The 20,980-nt window shown below is 51.6% G+C and carries 22 protein-coding genes; 18 read left to right on the plus strand and 4 right to left on the minus strand.

Annotation, left to right across the window (positions count from 1 at the left end; genetic code table 11):
• Nucleotides 1–35 precede the first annotated feature (35 nt).
• Nucleotides 36–1,319: an MFS transporter gene (locus tag DCC85_RS03600; RefSeq protein ID WP_108464340.1), complete on the minus strand. Its 1,284-nt coding sequence runs from the start codon at nucleotides 1,317–1,319 to the stop codon at nucleotides 36–38.
• A gap of 210 nt (nucleotides 1,320–1,529) precedes the next feature.
• On the opposite strand from DCC85_RS03600, the gene DCC85_RS03605 reads away from it, so the two are divergent.
• From DCC85_RS03605 to DCC85_RS03635, 7 genes are all read left to right on the plus strand, one after another.
• Nucleotides 1,530–2,465: a VOC family protein gene (locus DCC85_RS03605; protein ID WP_108464341.1), complete on the plus strand. Its 936-nt coding sequence runs from the start codon at nucleotides 1,530–1,532 to the stop codon at nucleotides 2,463–2,465.
• A gap of 127 nt (nucleotides 2,466–2,592) precedes the next feature.
• A complete protein-coding gene (gene ilvA / locus DCC85_RS03610) occupies nucleotides 2,593–3,873 on the plus strand; it encodes a threonine ammonia-lyase IlvA (RefSeq protein WP_108464342.1) in 1,281 nt (426 codons plus the stop codon).
• Between the two features lie 198 nt (nucleotides 3,874–4,071).
• Complete coding sequence (locus tag DCC85_RS03615) at nucleotides 4,072–5,028, plus strand: ABC transporter ATP-binding protein (RefSeq protein ID WP_108464343.1); 957 nt, start codon at nucleotides 4,072–4,074, stop codon at nucleotides 5,026–5,028.
• A complete protein-coding gene (locus DCC85_RS03620) occupies nucleotides 5,021–5,776 on the plus strand; it encodes an ABC transporter permease (protein ID WP_108464344.1) in 756 nt (251 codons plus the stop codon). The genes DCC85_RS03615 and DCC85_RS03620 overlap by 8 nt, the downstream gene beginning before the upstream one ends.
• A 93-nt stretch (nucleotides 5,777–5,869) precedes the next feature.
• Entirely contained in the window at nucleotides 5,870–6,199 is a 330-nt protein-coding gene (locus tag DCC85_RS03625; protein ID WP_108467707.1) for a GntR family transcriptional regulator, read from the plus strand.
• A gap of 13 nt (nucleotides 6,200–6,212) precedes the next feature.
• Nucleotides 6,213–6,911 (plus strand): ABC transporter ATP-binding protein, encoded by a 699-nt coding sequence (locus DCC85_RS03630; protein WP_199909970.1) that lies wholly within the window; start codon nucleotides 6,213–6,215, stop codon nucleotides 6,909–6,911.
• Nucleotides 6,908–7,642: a hypothetical protein gene (locus DCC85_RS03635; protein WP_108464345.1), complete on the plus strand. Its 735-nt coding sequence runs from the start codon at nucleotides 6,908–6,910 to the stop codon at nucleotides 7,640–7,642. Before DCC85_RS03630 ends, DCC85_RS03635 begins: the two co-directional genes overlap by 4 nt.
• Before the next feature lie 70 nt (nucleotides 7,643–7,712).
• On the opposite strand, the gene DCC85_RS03640 is transcribed toward DCC85_RS03635, so the two are convergent.
• Nucleotides 7,713–8,402: a DUF1129 family protein gene (locus tag DCC85_RS03640; RefSeq protein WP_108464346.1), complete on the minus strand. Its 690-nt coding sequence runs from the start codon at nucleotides 8,400–8,402 to the stop codon at nucleotides 7,713–7,715.
• A 342-nt stretch (nucleotides 8,403–8,744) separates the two neighbouring features.
• Between DCC85_RS03640 and DCC85_RS03645 the strand changes: the two genes are divergently transcribed.
• The gene (locus DCC85_RS03645) at nucleotides 8,745–8,966 is read left to right on the plus strand and encodes a hypothetical protein (protein ID WP_108464347.1); all 222 of its coding nucleotides are present in this window, start codon (nucleotides 8,745–8,747) and stop codon (nucleotides 8,964–8,966) included.
• 51 nt (nucleotides 8,967–9,017) lie between these two features.
• On the opposite strand, the gene DCC85_RS03650 is transcribed toward DCC85_RS03645, so the two are convergent.
• Nucleotides 9,018–9,938 (minus strand): hypothetical protein, encoded by a 921-nt coding sequence (locus DCC85_RS03650; RefSeq protein WP_108464348.1) that lies wholly within the window; start codon nucleotides 9,936–9,938, stop codon nucleotides 9,018–9,020.
• A gap of 238 nt (nucleotides 9,939–10,176) precedes the next feature.
• Here DCC85_RS03650 and DCC85_RS03655 point away from each other — a divergent pair, with 238 nt between their 5' ends.
• The 6 genes from DCC85_RS03655 (at nucleotide 10,177) to corA (ending at nucleotide 16,090) form a co-directional block, all read left to right on the plus strand.
• A complete protein-coding gene (locus DCC85_RS03655; RefSeq protein WP_108464349.1) occupies nucleotides 10,177–11,007 on the plus strand; it encodes an alpha/beta hydrolase in 831 nt (276 codons plus the stop codon).
• Between the two features lie 158 nt (nucleotides 11,008–11,165).
• A complete protein-coding gene (locus DCC85_RS03660; protein WP_108464350.1) occupies nucleotides 11,166–11,984 on the plus strand; it encodes a DODA-type extradiol aromatic ring-opening family dioxygenase in 819 nt (272 codons plus the stop codon).
• A 122-nt stretch (nucleotides 11,985–12,106) separates the two neighbouring features.
• Nucleotides 12,107–13,174: a DUF3048 domain-containing protein gene (locus tag DCC85_RS03665; RefSeq protein ID WP_234414329.1), complete on the plus strand. Its 1,068-nt coding sequence runs from the start codon at nucleotides 12,107–12,109 to the stop codon at nucleotides 13,172–13,174.
• Between the two features lie 208 nt (nucleotides 13,175–13,382).
• Nucleotides 13,383–13,997, plus strand: coding sequence for a DUF47 domain-containing protein (locus DCC85_RS03670; RefSeq protein WP_108464352.1), 615 nt, complete (start codon nucleotides 13,383–13,385; stop codon nucleotides 13,995–13,997).
• Between the two features lie 15 nt (nucleotides 13,998–14,012).
• Nucleotides 14,013–14,999, plus strand: a complete 987-nt coding sequence (locus DCC85_RS03675; protein ID WP_108464353.1) for an inorganic phosphate transporter — start codon at nucleotides 14,013–14,015, stop codon at nucleotides 14,997–14,999.
• A 131-nt stretch (nucleotides 15,000–15,130) separates the two neighbouring features.
• The gene (gene corA / locus DCC85_RS03680; protein ID WP_108464354.1) at nucleotides 15,131–16,090 is read left to right on the plus strand and encodes a magnesium/cobalt transporter CorA; all 960 of its coding nucleotides are present in this window, start codon (nucleotides 15,131–15,133) and stop codon (nucleotides 16,088–16,090) included.
• Nucleotides 16,091–16,140: 50 nt separating this feature from the next.
• Here corA and DCC85_RS03685 read toward each other — a convergent pair whose 3' ends face one another.
• The gene (locus DCC85_RS03685) at nucleotides 16,141–16,644 is read right to left on the minus strand and encodes a hypothetical protein (RefSeq protein ID WP_108464355.1); all 504 of its coding nucleotides are present in this window, start codon (nucleotides 16,642–16,644) and stop codon (nucleotides 16,141–16,143) included.
• A gap of 240 nt (nucleotides 16,645–16,884) precedes the next feature.
• Here DCC85_RS03685 and DCC85_RS03690 point away from each other — a divergent pair, with 240 nt between their 5' ends.
• The 4 genes from DCC85_RS03690 (at nucleotide 16,885) to rlmD (ending at nucleotide 20,748) form a co-directional block, all read left to right on the plus strand.
• Complete coding sequence (locus DCC85_RS03690) at nucleotides 16,885–17,175, plus strand: YerC/YecD family TrpR-related protein (protein ID WP_108467709.1); 291 nt, start codon at nucleotides 16,885–16,887, stop codon at nucleotides 17,173–17,175.
• Between the two features lies 1 nt (nucleotide 17,176).
• Entirely contained in the window at nucleotides 17,177–17,944 is a 768-nt protein-coding gene (locus DCC85_RS03695; RefSeq protein WP_108464356.1) for a sirohydrochlorin chelatase, read from the plus strand.
• 15 nt (nucleotides 17,945–17,959) lie between these two features.
• A complete protein-coding gene (locus tag DCC85_RS03700; protein ID WP_108464357.1) occupies nucleotides 17,960–18,847 on the plus strand; it encodes a diacylglycerol kinase in 888 nt (295 codons plus the stop codon).
• Nucleotides 18,848–19,257: 410 nt separating this feature from the next.
• Entirely contained in the window at nucleotides 19,258–20,748 is a 1,491-nt protein-coding gene (gene rlmD, locus DCC85_RS03705; protein ID WP_442789518.1) for a 23S rRNA (uracil(1939)-C(5))-methyltransferase RlmD, read from the plus strand.
• Nucleotides 20,749–20,980 lie beyond the last annotated feature (232 nt).

Genomic DNA, 20,980 nt, shown 5'->3' on the forward strand with positions numbered 1-20,980 from the left:
GATTCTTTTTCTTAAATGAATCTCTGGATGTAACTCTATACCTTGCGAAAAGAACGGAAACGAGTCAGTAGGAGCGCAGCTGCTGCAATGATGGACCCCATGGCCCCATACAGGATTGGGATCGGTATCGCGTCCGCCACCGCTCCGGTCAAGGCGCCGCCAAGCGGCATGGCACTAAGGCACAGCATGTTAATCAGGGCGGCTACGCGTCCCAGCATATGTCCGGGCGTGACCTCCATAACATAGGAACGCAGCGGACTGCTGGCCAGACTTACGGAGACGCCGATCAGGAACATCAGAGAGATGGCGGCTATGACGGTGTATTTATCCGGTGCCCATGGAGGGAGGCTCAGCAAGGCGAGACCCAGGCCAAGCAGCAGGATTCCCGACAGGATCAGCGTGCTCTTCCGGCAGCGGTCTCCCCACTTTGCCAGCCCAAGGCCGGTCAAGATCATGCCAAGGGTTAATCCCATGCTGAGTGAACTCACCAGGGCGGGGCCGCCATGAAGAAGCTCTTTGACATAGACGGTGTTAAGCACGTTCAGCGGAGCCAGACAGAAATTAACCAATGCGGCAAGCAGAATCGTGGTGAAGATGAGACGGTTTGTTTTGACATAGGAGAAGCCCTCCTTCAGCTCGTGAAGATATTGCTGGAACTTGCCCTTAGCACGAACCGAACCTTGACTATCTGCTGAGGGTTCTTCTTCCTTGGCAGACCCTGGGGCGACGAAGAGGGTCAGCAGGCCCGAAACGATAAAGGTCGCTGCATCCAGCCACAGCGCCCCGCTGATGCCACAGAAGGCGATGATGGCTCCAGCAGCAGCCAGACCCATCAGCTCTGCGGTTTGGGAAGCGGAGCTTGAGAGAGAGTTTCCTTGTAAAATTCTGGATTTTGGCAGAATCCGGGGAATCCAGGAAATTTCGGCAGGGGCCGCGAAGGCCTCAAAGGAAGAATTCAAGATCGTGAATACAAACAGATGCCAGGGTTCGAGAAGGCCAAGCGAGAACAGCAGAGCAGTTAGGCATACGATGCTCCCCCTGCCATAATCGGCCACAATGACGATGATCTTCTTCGGCCAGCGGTCCACGAAGACGCCTGAGAACAGGCTTAGGACAATAGAAGGAATGCTGTTTACAGCGAACAGCGTCCCCATAAGCAGCTTGGAGCCGGTCAGCATATAAACCATCCAGCTGTAGGCAATGGAATCGATCGAGTCGCCAAAGCGGGAGATGATTTTGGCACAGAGCAGCAGCATATAGTTGCGATTGCGGTATAAACGTTCCGATTGAACAGAGGGGGAAGTTAATGCAGGTTCCACTTAAGATCACCTCATATAATTTTATTTATCATTAAAATAATTTTAACGTTAACTTTATTTTAATGATAACCCGATTTTTTGCAAGCCTCATTTTTCAATTTTGATTTCCGTTGAGGTTGATGGCAGACACTTCAGGCAGCGGGGATGCTTTCCTGCCGCTGAGTCCGGTATAATAGACAGGATAAGGAAAAAGAGCTGGGAGGCGGAACCTTGTTAAGAACGGAAGGAATTCATCATATTACCGCTTACGTGAATGATGTCCAGTCCACGGTGGACTTTTACGCCGGGCTGCTAGGCTTGCGTCTGGTGAAGCGGACGGTGAATTATGATGCACCACAGATTTATCACTTGTATTTTGGCAACCAGGTCGGGAGCCCGGGGACGATTATGACCTTTTTTCCACAGCCTAATGCTAGACAGGGCAGTCTTGGCGGTGGACAGGTAGGCATTATTGTCTATGCTGTGCCTCCGGGAAGCCTGCTCTTCTGGAGGCAGCGGCTCAAGCAGTTCGGCGTCCACTATATGGAGACAAAGAGATATGGCGAGGACTTCATTCGCTTTGCGGATCATGCAGGATTGCTGATTGATCTGGTGGAACGTAAGGAAGGTCCGATGAGCCGGTGGAGCTTCAGTGGTATTCCTCTGGAGCACGCAATCAAGGGCTTCGGGGGAGCGATGCTGTTCAGTGCGGCGCCGGAGCAGACTGCGGCTGTGCTGCAGGAGCTGCTCGGGATGGAGCCGTATGCGGAGGAAGAGGGCTTGATCCGATTTAGAGCAGCAGGCCAGCTAGGCAACTGGATCGATCTGAATGTGCAGCCCATTCCTTGCGGAGAGAAGGGGGCAGGCATTGTTCACCATTTGGCTTGGCGGGTTAAGAGCCGGGAAGAGCAATTGTGCTTCCGGGACCAGCTTATCTCCTGCGGGCTGGAGCCTACGCCTGTGGTGGACAGGCAATATTTTAGGGCGATGTATTTCAGAGAGCCAGGCGGCATCTTATTCGAGGTCGCGACTGATCCTCCAGGTTTTGAGCTTGATGAGCCCGGGGGAGTTCTGGGACAGAGCCTTATGCTGCCGGACGAGCTGGAGGAAGAGAGAGCTTCCATTGAGAGGAAGCTTCCATCCTTCGAAGTTCGAGAATTAGGGTGATGTCCTCGTGGAGTGGACAATGTACACTCAAAAATATTCTCTATTTTGAAGTCAAAGTGATACAATAGACGGGTAAATGCAGCCTCGGAGCTGTTGATATATAAGCCAAGCGGAGAGTGGAGACAAGATGAAACCAACTGAACAAGCGAAGACGGCGGTGACCCCCTTCGTAGGAATGGAAGATATCGTGCGCGCACATCATGTGCTGCGCGAGGTGATTGTACGCACCCCGCTGCAGCGGGATGCGGTATTGTCGGCCAAGTATAACTGCAACGTATATTTAAAGCGGGAAGATCTGCAGGTTGTTCGCTCCTTCAAGATTCGCGGTGCATACAACACGATTCGCAGTTTATCGCCCGAAGAGCTGGGCAAGGGCATCGTCTGTGCCAGTGCTGGAAATCACGCTCAGGGTGTGGCTTTCTCCTGCAATGCGCTTGGCATACAAGGTAAAATCTTCATGCCGAGCACGACACCGAATCAGAAGGTCAGTCAGGTGAAGCGCTTCGGAGGTTCCCATGTTGAAGTAATTCTCATCGGCGACACCTATGATGACGCTTATGAAGAGTCCATGAAGGCTTGCCGCGAGCAGGGTATGACCTTTATCCATCCGTTCGACGATCCGATGATTGTGGCGGGGAACGGTACCATCGGGATGGAGATTATGGAGAATTTGGACGTTCCTGCCGATTTCGTATTTGTTACTATCGGCGGTGGCGGCTTGGCCGCAGGCGTGGGCACTTATGTAAAGATGGTGAGCCCAAGCACGAAGGTAGTTGGCGTGGAGCCGCTCGGCGCGGCATCGATGAGTGAGGCGCTGAAGCAAGAGCAGGTGGTCACCCTGGAGACGATCGACAAATTCGTAGACGGCGCAGCGGTCAAGCGGGTTGGCGATCTGACTTTTGAGATTTCCAAGAAAGTGCTGGACGATGTGGTTAAAGTGCCTGAAGGCAAGGCCTGTACCACAATTCTTGAGCTCTATAATGAGAATGCAATCGTGGTGGAGCCGGCAGGCTCACTGCCTGTAGCTGCCCTGGATATGTATCGTGACCAAATCCGCGGCAAGACGGTGGTCTGTGTGATTAGTGGCGGCAATAATGATATTGACCGGATGCAGGAAATGAAGGAGCGCTCTCTCATTTACGAGGGGCTGAAGCATTACTTTATGATCAACTTCCCGCAGCGGGCTGGCGCCTTGCGTGAATTTCTTGAAGAAGTGCTTGGACCAGACGATGATATCGCCCGGTTCGAGTACACGAAGAAGCACAACAAAGAGAACGGTCCTGCACTGGTGGGGATTGAGCTGCGTTCCAAGAGTGATTATGAGCCCCTCATTGCACGGATGAATGAGAAAGGGCTAACTTATACTGAACTGAACCGTGATTTGAATTTGTTTAATTTGTTGATCTGATTTGTTATATAGTGTTAGCAAGTTAAGGGTCTTCCCCGAAAGGTGGGGAAGGCCTCTTTTTGTGCAAACAGGAAGAGGGAGGGGCACTCTTAAAAGAGGCTTGGAATAGTACGCTACAAAATTTTCAGAAAGAGGCTTTACAGTATTCGAATACTAGTGTACTATGTAACTATAACACTAATACGAAGGGGCGTATTTATGAATACATCGGCAAATGTGCAGCACAAACAAGATGCCGTGCTGAAGTTAGACGGCGTAACGAAGACTATTGGCGGTAAACATATTGTGGACCACCTTTCATTCGAGATGCATCCGGGCGAAGTCGTAGGCCTGCTGGGACCGAACGGGGCGGGCAAGACAACCACCATCCGGATGATTGTTGGCCTGATCGGTATGAGTGAAGGCGATGTAATGATTGGAGGACATAGCATTAAGCAGGACTTTACGAAGGCGATACGTCATGTGGGAGGAATTATTGAGAATCCTGAATTCTACCCTTATATGACCGGCCTGGACAATCTGAAGCAGTACAAGCGAATGTCTGAAGGGGTGACCGATGAACGGATTGCCGAGGTGACCCGGCTCGTTGGACTTGAGGATGCCCTTAACAAGCGGGTGAAGGCATATTCGCTCGGGATGCGCCAGCGGCTTGGAATTGCCCAGGCACTGCTCCATAGGCCAACCATCTTGATTCTCGATGAACCGACGAACGGTCTGGACCCTGCCGGAATTCGGGAGATGCGCGATTACCTGAAGGAGATTGCCCATAAGGAAGGCATCTCGATCCTTGTCTCAAGCCATTTGTTGTCTGAGATTGAACTGATGTGCAGCCGCGTTGTTGTCATTCAGAACGGCAAGCTGGTGACCGTACGCTCTCTTGGTGAAGAGAACCAGGTTCAAGAGCAGCTGCAGGTGATCATTCGGGTGAATCCGCTGCAGCAGGCCCGCCAAGTCATCGATCTGCTGGATGGCGTTGCCGTGACGGCGGTCAATGAGGAGCGCTCCGAACTGGCGCTGTCACTTCGCGATGAGGCCATTCCGCAGGTTGTTGATGCGCTGGCAGCCAAGCAGATTAAGCTCTATCGCATTCAAGAGGTCAAACAATCTCTGGAAGAAGAATTCCTGAAATGGACGGGAGGAAACCGCATTGCGTAGTTTTGGAAATCTGGTGCTTAATGAATGGTTGAAGCTGAGTAAGAAACGGACGTTTATCGTGGCTTATTTGATCATGGCCGCTTTTGTGGCGGGATTTGCTTATATATTGTCCGCTTTTAGTAGCGAGCCGATGACGGCTGCCGAATTTGCTGACGGCATCATGGTTAAGAACGGCCTGGGCCAAATCATGCTCTATATCGTTATTATCGGTACTGCAGGGATTATGGCGAGAGAGCACAGTATGGGGACGGTCAAGTTCCTGCTAATCAGAGCTCAGAGCCGTACAAAAATTTTGGCTTCAAAGTATGTAACGATGCTCATCTATCTGCTGAGCGTGATGGTGTTCACTTGCGTTTTGGCTTCCGGTCTGGGCTTGCTGATATTCAGTAATGGGGCAGGAGAGTCAAGCTGGACAGATGTTTTTGCATCTATAGGATATACGGCTATATATTTAGTGATTTACTCGACCCTGACGTTCATGTTCGGTGTATTGACCAAGTCCGCAGGGGCAACAATCGGGATCGGATTGTTTGCCGTGATGCTTGAGAGTCTTGCCGGTATGCTTCTCGGAAAGTATGAATTCATCAAGTACCTGGTGTTCGTGAATACCGACTTTACGATGTATCAAGGAGGCAAGTCACCAGTTGAGGGAATGACGCCTCTCTTCTCGGCCATAGTGCTGAGCATTTACTTTGTCTTGTTTCTTCTGGTCAGCTTTGTTACGTTTAAGAGACGGGATATTGCCTAACCTCAATCAGGTTGATGGAGAGGGCGGCGGAAAGGGGCAAGACTTGTGGTAAGCATTGAATTTGACAATAATCTGCCGATCTATCTGCAAATCATGAATTATTTGAAGCGACAAATTGTGACCGGTGCATTAAAGGCTGGCGATAAAATACCCTCAGTCCGTGAGCTTGCGGCAGAGATGCAAATTAATCCGAATACGATCCAGCGCACGTTCCAGGAGCTGGAGAGGGAGGAAATTGTGGAGACAAGACGGGGGCTGGGTAGATATGTGACAAGCGAGGAATCGAAGATTATGGCAATTAAGAAGGAAATGGCGGGCGATTTATTGGGACGATTCATTCAAGGGATGCGCGAACTGGGGTTTGCGGAGGAAGATATCGTAGCCATAGTCCAAGAAGCGGTTAAGACCAGTACTCAGGAATAGGGGAGAACGTAACGTGGAACACGTACTGCAAATGTCAGACATTATCAAATACTACGGTCCTAAACGGGCTCTAAGCGGAGTATCGCTCAGTATTGAGCCAGGTCGAATTGTCGGACTGCTGGGCACGAACGGGAGCGGCAAGAGCACGCTGATGAAGATTGCCGCCGGTCTGATCCAGCCCTCCTCCGGCACGGTGATAGCTGCAGGCCAGTCGGTTGGTCCCGCTTCGAAGGCGCAGGTATCCTTCATGCCGGATACACCAGTGACCGAGTCTTGGATGCGGGTTAAGGATGCGATCCGTTATTACCAGGACTTCTATCCAGACTTCAGTACGGAGAAGTCCGAAGAGATGCTTTCCTTCATGAAGCTGAATCCGGAGGAGAGGATCACCAGCCTCTCGAAGGGAATGAATGAACGGCTTCAACTGACGCTGGCGCTCTCCCGTCAGTCCAAGCTGTACCTGCTGGACGAACCCATTGGGGGCGTGGATCCGGTGGCACGTGGCAAAATTCTGGACGCCATTGTTCAGTTCTATGATGAGGACAGCAGTCTGATTATTTCCACGCATCTTGTCTCAGACATTGAGCGAATCTTTGATGAAGTCATCTTTATCAAGGATGGAGATATTGTACTGCGGGAAGAAGTGGAGACATTGCGGATGAAATACGGGAAGAGCGTGGATGAGATGTTTAAAGAGGTGTTTGGCGAATGATTAGGCTGCTTAAATATGATTGGAAAAGAAATGCAACCGCTCTGCTCGGCTCGGGGGCTGTGCTCATCATAGTTCAGCTTATGCTGGAGGTATTTGCAACCAATCCAGAATTCAGGATTGTAATGAGTATTATGGCTTATTCTGCGGCAGCCGTTCTGATTGTGGTCATGGCATGCAAAACCTATGCTCAGAATATCGTCTCCTACAGCCGGCATTTGCTGCCCGTACGAACCAGCTTCCATGTGCTGTCTCCCATTTTGCTGGCCCTAATCTGCTCTATTATTTTGGGCATTATCATTATCCTCCATCTGATGCTGACGCGACAATTTATCGATCACCAGAGATATGTGGAGTTAGTCCAGGTTCACGCATACTCGCTGATATGGGCCGGGGTCCTCATCTTATGGGTATTTATGACCCAGATCATCACCATCTTCCTTGCGATTACGATCAGCCGCAGCTTCCGCGTTAAGGCCCGCGCTTGGATTGGCCTCATCGCCTACTTTGGAATAGCCTATGTGATGAGCTTCTTGGAGCATGTTCTTCAGCTTGAGCCGCTGGGATGGGCGGATGAGATAATTAGAACTAATGAGAAATCAAACACACAGGTCATAGATTTGAATATGAAGGGTCTTCAAGGCTTCTATAGTACGCTAGCGTTCGAGTTCATCATAGCTTGCCTAATGTTCTTTATCATCGTTCGGCTACTTAAGCGCCGTGTGGAGTCCTAGCTCCGAGGATTTGAGTAAATGGGGAAAGCCCTTCGCTATCCATGATTAGCGGAGGGCTTTTATGCTTAAATTATGAGATCTTCGATTTATGGAAAAAGAGCAGCCGCTGGCCGATTAGGCCCACAATGAAGATGACGAGGCTATCCCAAGGCGATACCGTGAACGCCGGAAGCAGCGCGCCCAGCAGGAGGAACAGGGCGATAATGCCAAGCGCGATGCCAAGGTAGATCCCCAGTGTTCTGGGCGACAGCTTCTCCCTTCCTTGAGAGTCCTGCGCTTCCTGCTTCGCCTCCGGCTTAAGAAAGCGGGTCAGCAGTTCAACAAGTACAATGGCACCCAGGGCGATCAGGAGCAACGTGGAGGTTCCAATTCTTGTATACTCCAGTTCCCCGCCGAACCATTTGCTGAAGAAGCCGGTCAGCATATAAATAAAGAAAACCCACGTAAGGGCTACCCACGGGATCATAATATAATAAGAGATTTTATCCTTCAGTGTACGCGGCTTGCGAATCGACAGATCTGCAACAAGCTGTTCCCCGTAAGCAGCCGGGTCTGTGCCGAAGACTTCCTGAACTGGCCGTCCTTTGTCTTGCAGCTTCATCATTTGGCGTGCCGTCTCCAGCAGAACCTCCTCACCTTTGGCTTCCGTTAGGCTGCTTGAGCGAATATACAGCGCGATTTCGCTGAAAAAGGCTTCATTGTCGGGGGACATATTTTCTCGCAGCAGATTCGTTTCCCGGATCATTTCGTGGATGTACATATGTCTCTCCTCTCCAGAGAATTCACTTTCTATAGAATGAACTAAAGTTTTATATTGATCTTTCTAATTAAACGGTCTAATACGGCCCTATAACATTCATTTCTTTAGTTCATTCTATATAGTTATCAGAATAACCGTTTTCTCCCTTTTTTCAGTAGTATACTCAGTTCTTCCAGCTGCTGCAAGGGACCAGGGACGTGTCTAGACTACCGACAAAAGATGCAGAATCATGTGAACAAATAATGTCATATCGGCTGATTTGGTATAAAAAATGTCGCTTCCTCCGAAACTAGTCCCCATAAAGCCGGTCATTCCGGGACACAGGTCTAAAGGGGGATATGCATGAGCAAGTTCAAATCGGAATTAACGCGCAAAATGCTGCTGAACAGCAACTCCAGGGGCAGCCTGGAGGAGGTTGCCGACGAAGACACGGCGATTGAATTCGGTGCGGATGAGGAATTTATGGGAGAAAGACCGGTGAACTTGCTCGAAAATGAGCACTTTCTCGGACAATGGGAAGGTAAAGAGGAGACGCATGCCTTCTTCAGACATTCCTACGAGTAGGAAGGCAAGAGCCCGCTTTCGGTGAAGAAAGCGGGCCTTTCCCTTGCCTAGTCAGTCAAGGGGCACATTCTTTTTCAAATAGTCATTAACAGCATCGGTGCGCTGGTCCTGGTTATCCGCAACAAGCTTCATGAAGCTAGCCAGTTGCGTCAGATAAGGACTGCCTTTGGGGTTATTTCGCTGCAAGAATGCGAGATAGCCTTTTTTGGCGTTAGGGGTGATCTGCCCTGATTCATAATCGAACAAAGGCGTGTTGTTGGCTCCATAGAAGGTCAACGTTCTATATTGCTCAAACAGAGCTTTGATCTGTGTAATCCGGTTGGAATGAGGATACTTCTGTATAAAGCTCTCCTGGGAAAGCGCCCTTGCAGCAATTTCCTGATAGCCAATGACAATGGCGGCATCCTTTAACGGCACACGGGTCGATTCTACGCTCATAATACCGATATAGGCCTTAATGTCGGGAGTTACATAAGCGCTGAATGGGCTGTACTGGGCATAATCAATCATGGGGAAGAACATGCCCTCCGCAGTCTCCAGGCGGTAACCCTGCTGCTTGGCCTGAGTTAAGAGCTTCTTCAGGGACGCATCTTGAGTACGTTGGATCAGCGTGCTGAGGGAATCGCCTTGCTTATACAGCTTGGAAAGTTCCGCCTGCACAGAGGGGGCTCCTAGTCGGTTCTCCAGGGTCTCAAGGGCCTTGTTCTGAGCATTCTCCAAATGCAGGGTCATAAGGCTTGCCTCACGGCGTGTGGCTTTGGAGATGTGCTGCCCCAGGTAAGTCTTGGCTTGGGCCAGCTTGCCCGGCTGCTTAAGCAGGGCCTCAAAGCTGCGGTAGACTTCGCTGGTTGAGACTGTGCTGACCGCAGTGGCGGATGCGGCAGCCGCTGCTTGGGTCTGTGGAAGCAGAAGCGGCTGCACAGCAAGCGCAAGCGCGGCAGCAGATAGAGCGGCAAGCTTAATTTTGTTCATGGAAAAGCCTCCCTAGAAGCATGATAATTTTGGCTTACAGAATACAATTACCCTTCTAACGGCAAGACGGTATCAATTGTTGCACAACTGGATCAGGGGAGTATGAACCATTTGTAACAGCAAAGTAAGCAAGGCAGGGCTGAAGTTTGACAGCTTAGGCTTAACATGCTAAACTTCTAAATACCATTAAACTAATCGGAATTATTGAGTATCTTGATAGAATCAGGGGGACGCGCTTATGGAGAGACACATTGTAATCCATCACGGGGAAGAGAATATGACGGCAAGCATTCACTATCCTGCGGCAGTGGCCAAGAAGGAAGCGCGCTGTAAGGACAGAGTTCCCCTGGTCATCATTTGTCATGGGTTTGTAGGCAGCCGGATCGGAGTAGACCGCTTGTTCGTGAAGACCGCTCGTGAGCTGGCGGAAGGCGGGTACCTGGTTGTACGCTTCGACTATATTGGCTGCGGGGAAAGCAGCGGCGTTTACGGCAGAGAAGGCATGGAGTCGATGATTGCCCAGACGAGGGCCGTGCTGGATTACGGGCTCAGCATCGGCGATGTGGATCCCACCCGGGTCACCTTGATCGGACATAGTCTTGGAGGAGCTGTCGCTCTGCATACGGCCGCGGTGGACCGCCGGGTCAAGAATCTGATTCTCTGGTCTGCCGTTGGGTATCCCTTCAATGACATTGTGAAGATCACGGAGCGTCAGGTATATGATGATGCGGTCCATTACGGGCATGCCGATTACTTAGGTTATGAGTTTACGCCCGTGTTCTTCGAGTCCTTGGCTCTGTATCAGCCTTTCCAAGAGGCGCTGAAATTCTCTGGCAATGTGCTTGTCATTCATGGCACCTCGGATGATGTGATTCCGGTAGACTATGCCTTTTTGTATCAAAAGATCTTCTGGATGCGTCCGGAGGGCCGCTGTGATAAGGAGATTATCTTCCAGGGGGACCATACGTATTCTTCAGGAGATCATCGCAGACAGCTGCTCAAAGTGACCGTGGATTGGCTGGATCAGCAGGAGAGCATTCAGACCGAATGGCAGCACTGGATGATTTAGTGGATTGTAGAGAGATTGCTGAACTGAGAGAGCAGCCGTCAACCCTAACGGGTTGGCGGCTGTTTATACTTTACTTTGGTTCATGCAAAAGTGGTAAACGCGCGTCCAAAGCATTACAATAGAAGCAAGATGATAAATTGCCGGAAGGAGTGGCTCCTATGACTATGCCTGCTTTGTTTATTGCGCATGGATCACCTATGCTCGCTCTGGAGGAAAGTGCGTACACCGCCTTTTTGCGGCGGCTGGGTCAGCGGCTTTCCTGTCCGAAAGCGGTTGCCATCTTCTCGGCGCACTGGGATGAGCCGCACCAAGCCGTAACGGGAGATGACGTGCATAAGGCGCTCCATGATTATTATGGGTTTCCTGAAGCGTCTTACCAGATTGATTATTCGCCGCCAGGCTCGTCTGAGCTGACGGATCAGATTCAGCAGCTGTTCACGGCGGGGAATTTGAAATGCCGGGTTGTGCGGCAGCGAGGGCTGGATCATGGCTCCTGGGTAGTGCTGCGGGCGATGTATCCAGAGGCCAACATTCCGGTGGTGGAGCTCTCCATTGATACCAAGCGTTCTCCCAAGGAGCAGTATGCCATTGGCCAAATGCTGGCTCCGCTGAGAGAGCAGGACGTGCTGGTAATCGGCAGCGGCGGATTGATTCATAATCCCCGGCTGGCCCGTGACGCCGAGGCGGCAGACCGAGCCCGGCAGTTTGAGAGCTGGATGGCAGAGCGGCTTGATACCTGGAAGCTCAGCGATCTGCTCCAGTATGATAAGAAAGCGCCGAATGCCCGGCATGCCGTCCCTTCCTATGGGCCGGCGCATCTATCCCCGCTCTTCTACGCGATGGGAGCGGCGGATACGGACCCGCAGGCGCATAGACTGTATCAAGACTACCAAACTGAAGGAGTTAGCTTGGACTGCTGGCAGTTCGGAGGCGAAGACCTGAACCTGCTGGAAGCTTCGAGTGGCAGCATGAAATAGATCGAAATATTAGCGCAATGCCTTAAGATATAGGCGTTGCGCTTTTTCTATATATGGTGGCCTTAAGACAAGGATAGAAGATATAATGGGAGAATAAACCAATATAACGGAGGAATCGAATTTTGTCGTATTTGTCATCTCGCAACATGCTGATCACGCTGCTGGCGGCTTCCATGCTGCTGTTGTCCGCCTGCGGGCCGAAGGAAGAGGCTGCTCCAGCCGCAGAGCCTGCGGTAACTGTGAATGACCAAGCGCCAGGAGGGACAGCTCCAGCGGCCGCTTATACTTCCCCGCTTACCGGTCTCCCGTCCGAGTCTGCGGTGGCATCCCGTCCGATGGCGGTTATGATTAATAATGCGCCAGCGGCTCGCCCGCAGTCCGGGCTAGGGGAAGCGGATATCGTCTATGAGGTGCTTGCCGAAGGCGGCATCACCCGGCTTGTCGGTATCTTCCAGAGCTCTTCGAGCGGAGTGAAGATCGGGCCGGTGCGGAGCATCAGGCCTTATCTGATTGATATCGGGGAGAGTTATCATGGTGTGCTGGTGCATGCCGGAGGCAGTCCGGATGCCTACGCGCTGATTCAGCAGGAGCATAAGGAAGAGCTGGATGAGATCGGTAAGGGGGGGGCTTATTTCTGGAGAGATAAGACGCGCAAAGCCCCGCACAATCTCTATACGAACCTGGAACAGCTGCACGAGGGGACAGCCAAGCAAGGCTTTGCAGCGGAAGATAACGCGGTACCGTCCTACAGCTTCAAGAAGGAGGATGACCCCGCCGAAGGTAATGTGGCCAAAGGGGTAGAGGTGAAATTCTTACTGAACAGCTATAAGGTATCTTACCGCTATAATGCAGAAACGCATCTTTACGAGCGTTACATCGGGGACAAGCCTCATCAGGATAAGGATACAAGCCAGACGCTGAGCTTTACCAATGTTGTTGTGCTCGGTGCAGATCATGCCGTACTGGACGATATCGGACGTCTTCATGTAGACCTTACGCTGGGGGGAGAGGCGCTGCTGCTGCAGCGCGGGCGAGTGATCGAAGGAAGATGGATTCGCAAGGCGGATGATGTAATCCGGTTCGTACAGAATGGGCAGGAAGTACCCTTCTATCCGGGTAAGACGATATTCAATATTGTGCCGAATGATCCCGATTTCCAAAGCCATGTTCAGCTGCTTGATCCCCTGTAGTGCGTGGGCACCCCATTTTTTGGTGAATTAGGGAGTAATGGAGGAGTAATGAAGGAGTCTTGAGGAAATGCTAAGAAATAGCCACATGAAAAGTTGACGTTAGCGTTTACAATGCCTTTACAATACATTGCAGAGATTGGTAAGATAACAAGGGTTGTCATCGTTCAATTTTTTTCGTCAAACTTTTTTGAAAAGGGGATATCCATAAGTGAGAGCCAAAAAGAAAGACATCTTTTTCCAGACGCTCGAGAACATGGCAGATACAATTGTCGCAGCCGCTGATTATTTCGCACAGCAGGTTGCCGATTTCAAAAATGTGTCGGAATTTGTCAAAGAGATGAAGAAATATGAAAATGAATGTGATGAATTCACACATACCATCATTATTGAGCTGAACAAGACGTTTATCACACCGATTGAACGCGATGATATTATGGAACTTACCACGACGCTGGATGATGTCATGGACGGTCTGGAGGCAACAACCGCCCGCTTCTTCATGTATCATTTGAGCGAGCCGGACGAGCATATTGTCAAATTTGCTGAAATTCTCCGCAACTCTGCGTATGAAATTCAGAAAGCGATTCACCTCTTGTCCACTAAGAAGCTGCTGGCTATTCGCGAGCATACGATTCGCTTGAACGACTTGGAGAACCAAGGGGATGAGCTGCAGCGGATTTCCGTCAATGAGCTGTTTGCCAAAGTGAAGGATCCGATCGAGCTGATCAAGAAGAAAGAGATCTATGAGCGGCTGGAGGCAACTACGGATTCTTGCGAGCATGTAGCCAGTATGCTGGAATCCATCATTATGCGTAATTCTTAAGGGGCTCTGATATAAATGGATCAAATGATCATTCTGTGGATTGTAATTCTCCTGGCACTCTCGTTCGACTTTATTAACGGATTTCATGATACGGCGAACTCGATTGCAACTTCGGTATCCACCCGGGCGCTGACTCCACGCAGAGCTATTCTGTTGGCAGCTTCTATGAACTTCCTTGGCGCCATTGTGTTTACCGGGGTGGCGAAGACGATCGGGGGCAGTATTGCCGATCCGACCAAGCTCGACAACGGGCTTGAAGTTATTATAGCTACACTGCTTGCTGCAATTATCTGGAACCTTGTCACTTGGTGGTTCGGAATTCCTTCCTCCTCATCTCATGCTCTGATCGGTGCCCTGGTTGGGGCTGTATACGTTGGAGCGGGCTCAGATCATGTCAAATGGTCCGGCTTTAGAGAGATTGTCGAGGGATTATTAATCTCGCCAATTATTGCATTTATAATAGGATATATTGTGATGACGCTGCTGAAATGGATATTTGCCAAACGCAGCCCTCATACGGTCAATAAGGGATTTCGGACGATGCAGATTCTGACGGCAGCCCTCCAATCCTTTACGCATGGTACGAATGATGCGCAGAAGGCTATGGGGATTATCACCTTTGCTCTGGTCACCTCCGGTGAACTGAGTCAGCTGGAAGTACCTTTGTGGGTTAAGGTTTCTGCAGCGGCTTCCATGGCACTCGGTACCTCCGTCGGCGGATGGAAGATTATCAAGACCATGGGCACGAAGATCTTCAAGATTGAGCCGATTAACGGGTTCGCGGCGGACATCTCGTCGGCCTCTGTAATCTTCTCGGCTACCTTGCTTCATCTGCCTGTCAGCACTACACATGCAATCACACCGGCCATTCTTGGCGTAGGTGCGGCAAAGCGCTTTTCTGCTGTCAAATGGTCGCTGGCAGGGCGCATTGTAATTACTTGGTTCATTACAATTCCAATTTCAGCTGTGCTGGCTGGATTGATCTATAAAATCCTGTTCTAGGATAATAGAAAAAGTGAAAGAAGCGAACCCTTTCGGGTTGGCTTTTTTTGTTGGCGGTTTTTCATACCCTATTAGGTGAGCTTACCTTTATCGGTAGGTGTCCAGATGCTCTAAAAGAAAGGATACATATTATGATAAGAACGCTTGGGATCACTCTGGATCATAAGGTAGAATCGGATATTCCTCTGGACCAGCTGGACGATCCGCGTTATTCCTGGATTTGGGCGGATTTTGCAAAACCGACGGACGAGGAGGCAGACCTGCTGGGGTCTGTGTTCCACTTCCACCCGCTGGCCATAGAAGACTGTCTGCACGTTCTACAGCGTCCGAAGCTGGACTTCTATGATGAAGTGCAGTTTCTGGTTGTACATGCCCTGGAGGCGGATACACTGAATACCAGCGAGGTAGACCTGTTCATCGGTCAGCGGCTGCTGGTCACCTTCCATCATCATCCGCAGCCAGAGGTGGACGATGCATGGCGGCAGGTGCTGGAGCGGGCGCATGACCGCAAAATTTGGGCGCGCGGCCCCTATGCGGCCGCCTATATGGTGATCGACAACTTGGTCGATCAGTATTTCCCTTCGGTGTATAAGATCGAGGATGAGCTGGACGAGCTGGAGAGCAGAGGAAGTGAGGAATCGGTGGAGGAGCTGCTGGAGCAGGTATTCGATCTGCGGAGCAGGCTGCTCAAGCTGCGCCGGACCATTGTGCCGATGCGGGACTTAATGTACCGGGTGCTGAATTCCACGCATATCCAGGGGGAGAAGGAGCCGCGCGCTTATTTTGCGGATATCTATGATCATCTGCTGAAGCTGACGGATATGATTGAAGCCGATCGTGAGATGACGGCGGACTTGCGGGACTCCTATATCTCCCTGAATTCGAACCGGATGAACGGCATTATGAAGACACTCACCGTCATTACGACCGTCTTCATGCCGCTGACGTTAATTGCGGGGATTTATGGCATGAACTTTGACCGGATGCCTGAGCTGCATTGGGAATACGGTTATTTTGCGGTGCTAGGCCTTATGGTGCTTCTGGCCCTATGGATGATCCTATGGTTCAACCGGCGGGGCTGGTTCAAGTAGTCTCCGAATAAGCTGTGTAAAAAACTAAGGGAGTAAAGGACGGCGCCGGTTTAGCGGCGCCTTCCTTTATTCCCTTTCTTCGTGGTTGCTTTTTTCGAGCTGCTGGAGCGCTTGGAGCCGCGCTTGCTGCTAGAACGGCGCTTTTTTGGGCGGTATTCGTCCAAGGAGTTGGCAGACTGGCTGCTTGCCCCTCCCTTGGCCCCTGGAAGCAAGGAGCCCATCAGCAGTTTAGCCATAGGGGCGAACTGCTGAACTCCGGCCATGACTTTCTGAACTTTACCTACCGTATTCATAATGCCATCAATGCCGCCCATGCGGTCAATGATGCCTTTGAGCTCGCCCAGGTTCGGCAGTGAGAAGCCGCTCTTGGCCGCAGGTGTTGCTGCAGAATCCACCAGCTCAGTCTGGGGCGTAACCGGCACCAGCGCAGAGGATTCCGCCGTATCGGTAACACTGCTGCCACTATAAGGATTTACACCGGGGTAATACGGAGTGGGGGGCGGCGTAAAGTCCTGGGAGGCTAGGCTGCGGTAAGGAGATTTATAATGGGGCATGTTAGGGATCACCTTCCTAGGTTTAAAATTTGTCTATGCAGGATAGACATTCGTGGAGAGGTTCTTGATGTAGTGTATGTGCTGGGCAAAAGGGCGGTATAGACGAATGTCCCGACACGCCTTAGGCTTAAGCGGAATTGGGCTATTGATTTCTGTAGCGCGTGAAATCGTTAATGCTTGAAAAGAGTGCCTTCACTCATGTACAATGGAGGTACAGTAACATTAGGGGATGATGAACAGGTGCAGCTCAAGAAATTGAATGACAAGAGCATTGATCAATTATTCGAAGCCATTCTTACGCTTAAAAACCTCGAGGAATGTTACATCTTCTTCGACGATCTCTGTACCGTTAACGAAATTCAGTCGCTGTGCCAGCGGCTCGAAGTTGCCCGCATGCTGGGGAAAGGTTGCACTTATAATCAAATTGAAGCGGAGACCGGAGCAAGTACGGCTACGATTTCACGTGTTAAGCGCTGTCTGAACTATGGCAACGATGGATATAAAATGACGTTAGAACGTCTGGGACACTAGCATGCAGCCCGGTGTTCTAGTGATTAGTCACGGCTCGGCCGACCTCTTATGGATCAAGCAGGTGGATAAGGTCGTGAGCGAATTGAAGCTTCCTCCGGGTGTTCCGGTGGAAGCTTCTTTTCTGGAGGCTGTAGAAGGCCGGCTCATTCAGGACGGCATTGATCGTCTGGAAGCGAGAGGGGTCACCGATCTGATCGTGATTCCGCTGTTCGTCTCTTCGGGAAGCACACATATTGATGAAATTGCTTATGCGCTTGGTGTGAAGCACCGCCCGGACAAGGAGACGGATCTTGTGCCATTTAAGATCAAAGCGAGAGTCTATTTCGGAGAGCCTATTGATGATGATTCGCTGATTGCTGTGATGATTGGGGACAAGGCACGCCCGATGTCGGACGGGGGCAGAAATGAAATGCTGCTGTTGGTAGGCCATGGCAGTATTCACGACGGCTTCCGTGAGCGGTGGCAGCAAGGGATCGCGTCTCTTGCGAATCATGTGAAGGAGCTCAGCGGTTTTTCCTTTGCCGACTACGCCTTGCTGAACCCTGACAGTCTGCGCTCCAAGGTAGAGCTGTGGCAGGGCCGGGGCTGTGAAGTGATTGTAGTTCCGGTCTTCTTAAGCCCTGGATATTTCACCAAAAAAGTTATTCCTGCGAGGCTGGAAGGCTTGTCTTATCGCTATACGGGGGAAACATTGCTGCCTCATCCGCTCTTGCGGGACTGGATACAATTGCAAATCTCGCATATAATGGGATCATTGACGATGGAATAGGTGGCGTTACCCAATATGAAAAGAGCAAGGTTGATTTATAATCCGACCTCCGGGCGGGAGGAAATGAGACGTCTTCTGCCTGACATTCTGCACCGCCTCGATGTGGCCGGCATCGAGACGTCCTGTCATGCGACGACAGGCGAAGGTGATGCGACTCGGGAAGCGGCAGAAGCTGTCTACCGCGGTTATGATATTATCATTGCGGCCGGAGGCGACGGCACGCTGAATGAAGTGATTAACGGCATGGCGGGGAAGGACAATCCTCCCCCGCTTGGTGTGTTCCCGCTGGGAACCACGAATGACTTTGCCCGGGCAATGGGCATCCCGAGAAAGTGGGAGGAATACTGTGATCTGGTGATTCGGGATCAGACCCGGCCGATCGACATCGGCAAGGCCAATGACCGGTATTTCATCAATATTGCCGGAGGGGGCTCGCTAACCGAGCTGACCTATGAAGTACCGAGCCGGCTCAAGACGCTGATCGGGCAGCTGGCCTATTATATGAAGGGCATTGAGAAGATGGTGAATCTCTCACCGACTGAACTGTCGATCCATGCAGAGGGCTACGAGCCAATGCACGGTGAATTCATGATGTTCCTGATCGCCAACACGAACTCCGTAGGCGGCTTCGAGAAGCTGGCTCCGGATGCGAGAATTGATGATGGACTGCTCGACGTGATCGCCGTGAAGAAGTGCAAACTGGCAGAGTTCATCCGCCTTGTTACCATGGCGCTGCGCGGGGATCATTTCAATGATTCGCATGTCATCTATCTGAAGACGAAGCGCATGGAAGTGAGCTCACCGAAGCAGGTGCTGTTGAACCTTGATGGAGAGCTAGGCGGCAAGCTGCCAGCTGTATTTGAAATTTTACCGTCACATTTGCGAATTTTTGCTCAAAGCTAGACTGGACTAGCTGTAATTATGTTGTAGGTTAATAAGCTGAGTAATAACTGCAGAGGAGCAGTGCTGCGGCTGGAGAGATCATAATCTTGGTCTCCTTGGGCTGGGAGAGCTGTGTTCCCTTGCAGTTATTTCTTTGTTTATAGCCATGAATACGTTAAAATGAGGGAATAACTGTAGGCTGTAGGACAGCACAAGCCTATTTGAAGCAGAAATATCGGGGCGTGGAGCGGTTGGCTTGGCTATGCAGGAAATGAGCCCAGAAGCCCTTTAACTATAGATTCTATACAGGAAAGAAGTGAACTTATTTCATGAATAAGCAACGCAGCGGCAGGCCGGCAGGCGGAAGAGGAGCAGCAGGCCGTGGCCGCGGACAGGCCGCGGGGCGCGGGCAGAGAGCAGCTGCCGCAGAAATGAATGCACCCGTCGCGAAGAACGACGAGCTGGAGCTTGAGATCATCGGGATGAATCACGATGGAGAAGGGGTAGGCCGCGCAGATGGCTATACCCTGTTTGTAGCGGGCGCATTGCCGGGCGAGCGCACGCGGGTGCGCGTGCTCAAGACGAAGAAGCAGTATGGCTATGCCAAGCTGCTGGACGTGCTGGAGGCGAGCCCGGACCGCGTGGCCGCGCCGTGCCCGATCTATGATCAGTGCGGCGGCTGTCAGCTGCAGCACCTGAGCTATGCCGGGCAGCTGGCCTGGAAGCGGCAGCACGTCGTAGACGCGCTGGAGCGGATCGGGAAGCTGCGGGTGGCTGCGCCGGGTGCTGGCGCAGCTGGTGGGGGTGCTTCAGGTGCAGCTGCTGGACGTGCAGATGCGGCGGCAACTGCTGGAGATGCGCGAGATGGGGATGCTGCCCCTATGGAGGGCGGCATCGTGGTGCGGGACACGCTTGGCATGGCTGAGCCTTGGCGCTACCGCAACAAGGCACAGGTGCCGATCGGCGTCGCCGAAGGCGGACTGATCGGCGGATTCTACGCGCGCGGCAGTCACCGGATCATCGACATGGAGACCTGTCTGATCCAGCATGAGCACAACGACGAGGTCGTTGCGCGCGTGAAGGAAATTGGGCGGAGCTTAGGGATCCACGCCTACAACGAAGAGACCGGGCGCGGTCTGCTTCGCCACGTTGTGGTGAAGAAGGCGTTCCGCACCGGCGAGATGATGCTCGTCCTGGTCACGAACGGACGAGACATCCCGCATGCAGATGCCTGGATCGGGCTCATTCGTGAGCAGATCCCGCATGTGGCCAGCATCTGCCAGAACGTGAACACGAAGCAGACGAACGTCATCTTCGGCGATGAGACCCGCGTCCTGTGGGGACGCGATGTCATCTATGATTATATTGGCGATGTGCAGTTCGCCATCTCGGCCCGCTCGTTCTACCAGGTCAACCCGGTGCAGACCGAGGTACTTTATGGCAAGACGGTCGAGTACGCCGGGCTTACCGGGAAAGAGACCGTCATCGATGCCTACTGCGGCATCGGGACGATCTCGCTGTTCTTGGCGCAGCATGCCGACCAGGTGTACGGCGTCGAGATCGTCAAGGAAGCGATCGAGGATGCGCGGAGCAATGCCGAGCTGAACGGGATGAAGAACGTTCAGTTCGAGGTCGGCGCTTCCGAGGACGTTATCCCGCGCTGGAAGGAGCAGGGCATCGAGGCGGATGTGATCGTTGTCGATCCGCCGCGCAAGGGCTGCGACCCGCGCCTGCTGGAGACGATCCTCGAAATGAAGCCGGAGCGGGTGGTGTATGTGAGCTGCAACCCGAGCACGCTGGCACGCGATCTGCGCGTGTTGGAGGACGGCGGGTACAAGACGGTGGAGGTGCAGCCGGTGGATATGTTCCCGCATACGGTGCATGTAGAGTGTTGCTCACTGTTGGTGCGGAAGGACAATTAAATCGGAGATGTATTGGCGGCGGAAATAGTAACGAGGAGCGGAGAACTCCTCGTTTTTTATATAAGGAAGTCAGTCTCAATGCTGTGTTTATTGTAAAGAAGGTAACAATTCTTTTTTGAAAAAATGAGTAATAAATGATGTTAATTATAATCCACTCAGGCGATGCGTCTAAGTGGGTTCTTTTTATTTTATATCATATTAAAAGTAGGAGACGTATGGTAGAATTTAACTA

The sequence above is a fragment of the Paenibacillus sp. CAA11 genome, assembly GCF_003060825.1.
In the GTDB taxonomy this organism is placed as follows: Bacteria; Bacillota; Bacilli; order Paenibacillales; family Paenibacillaceae; genus Fontibacillus.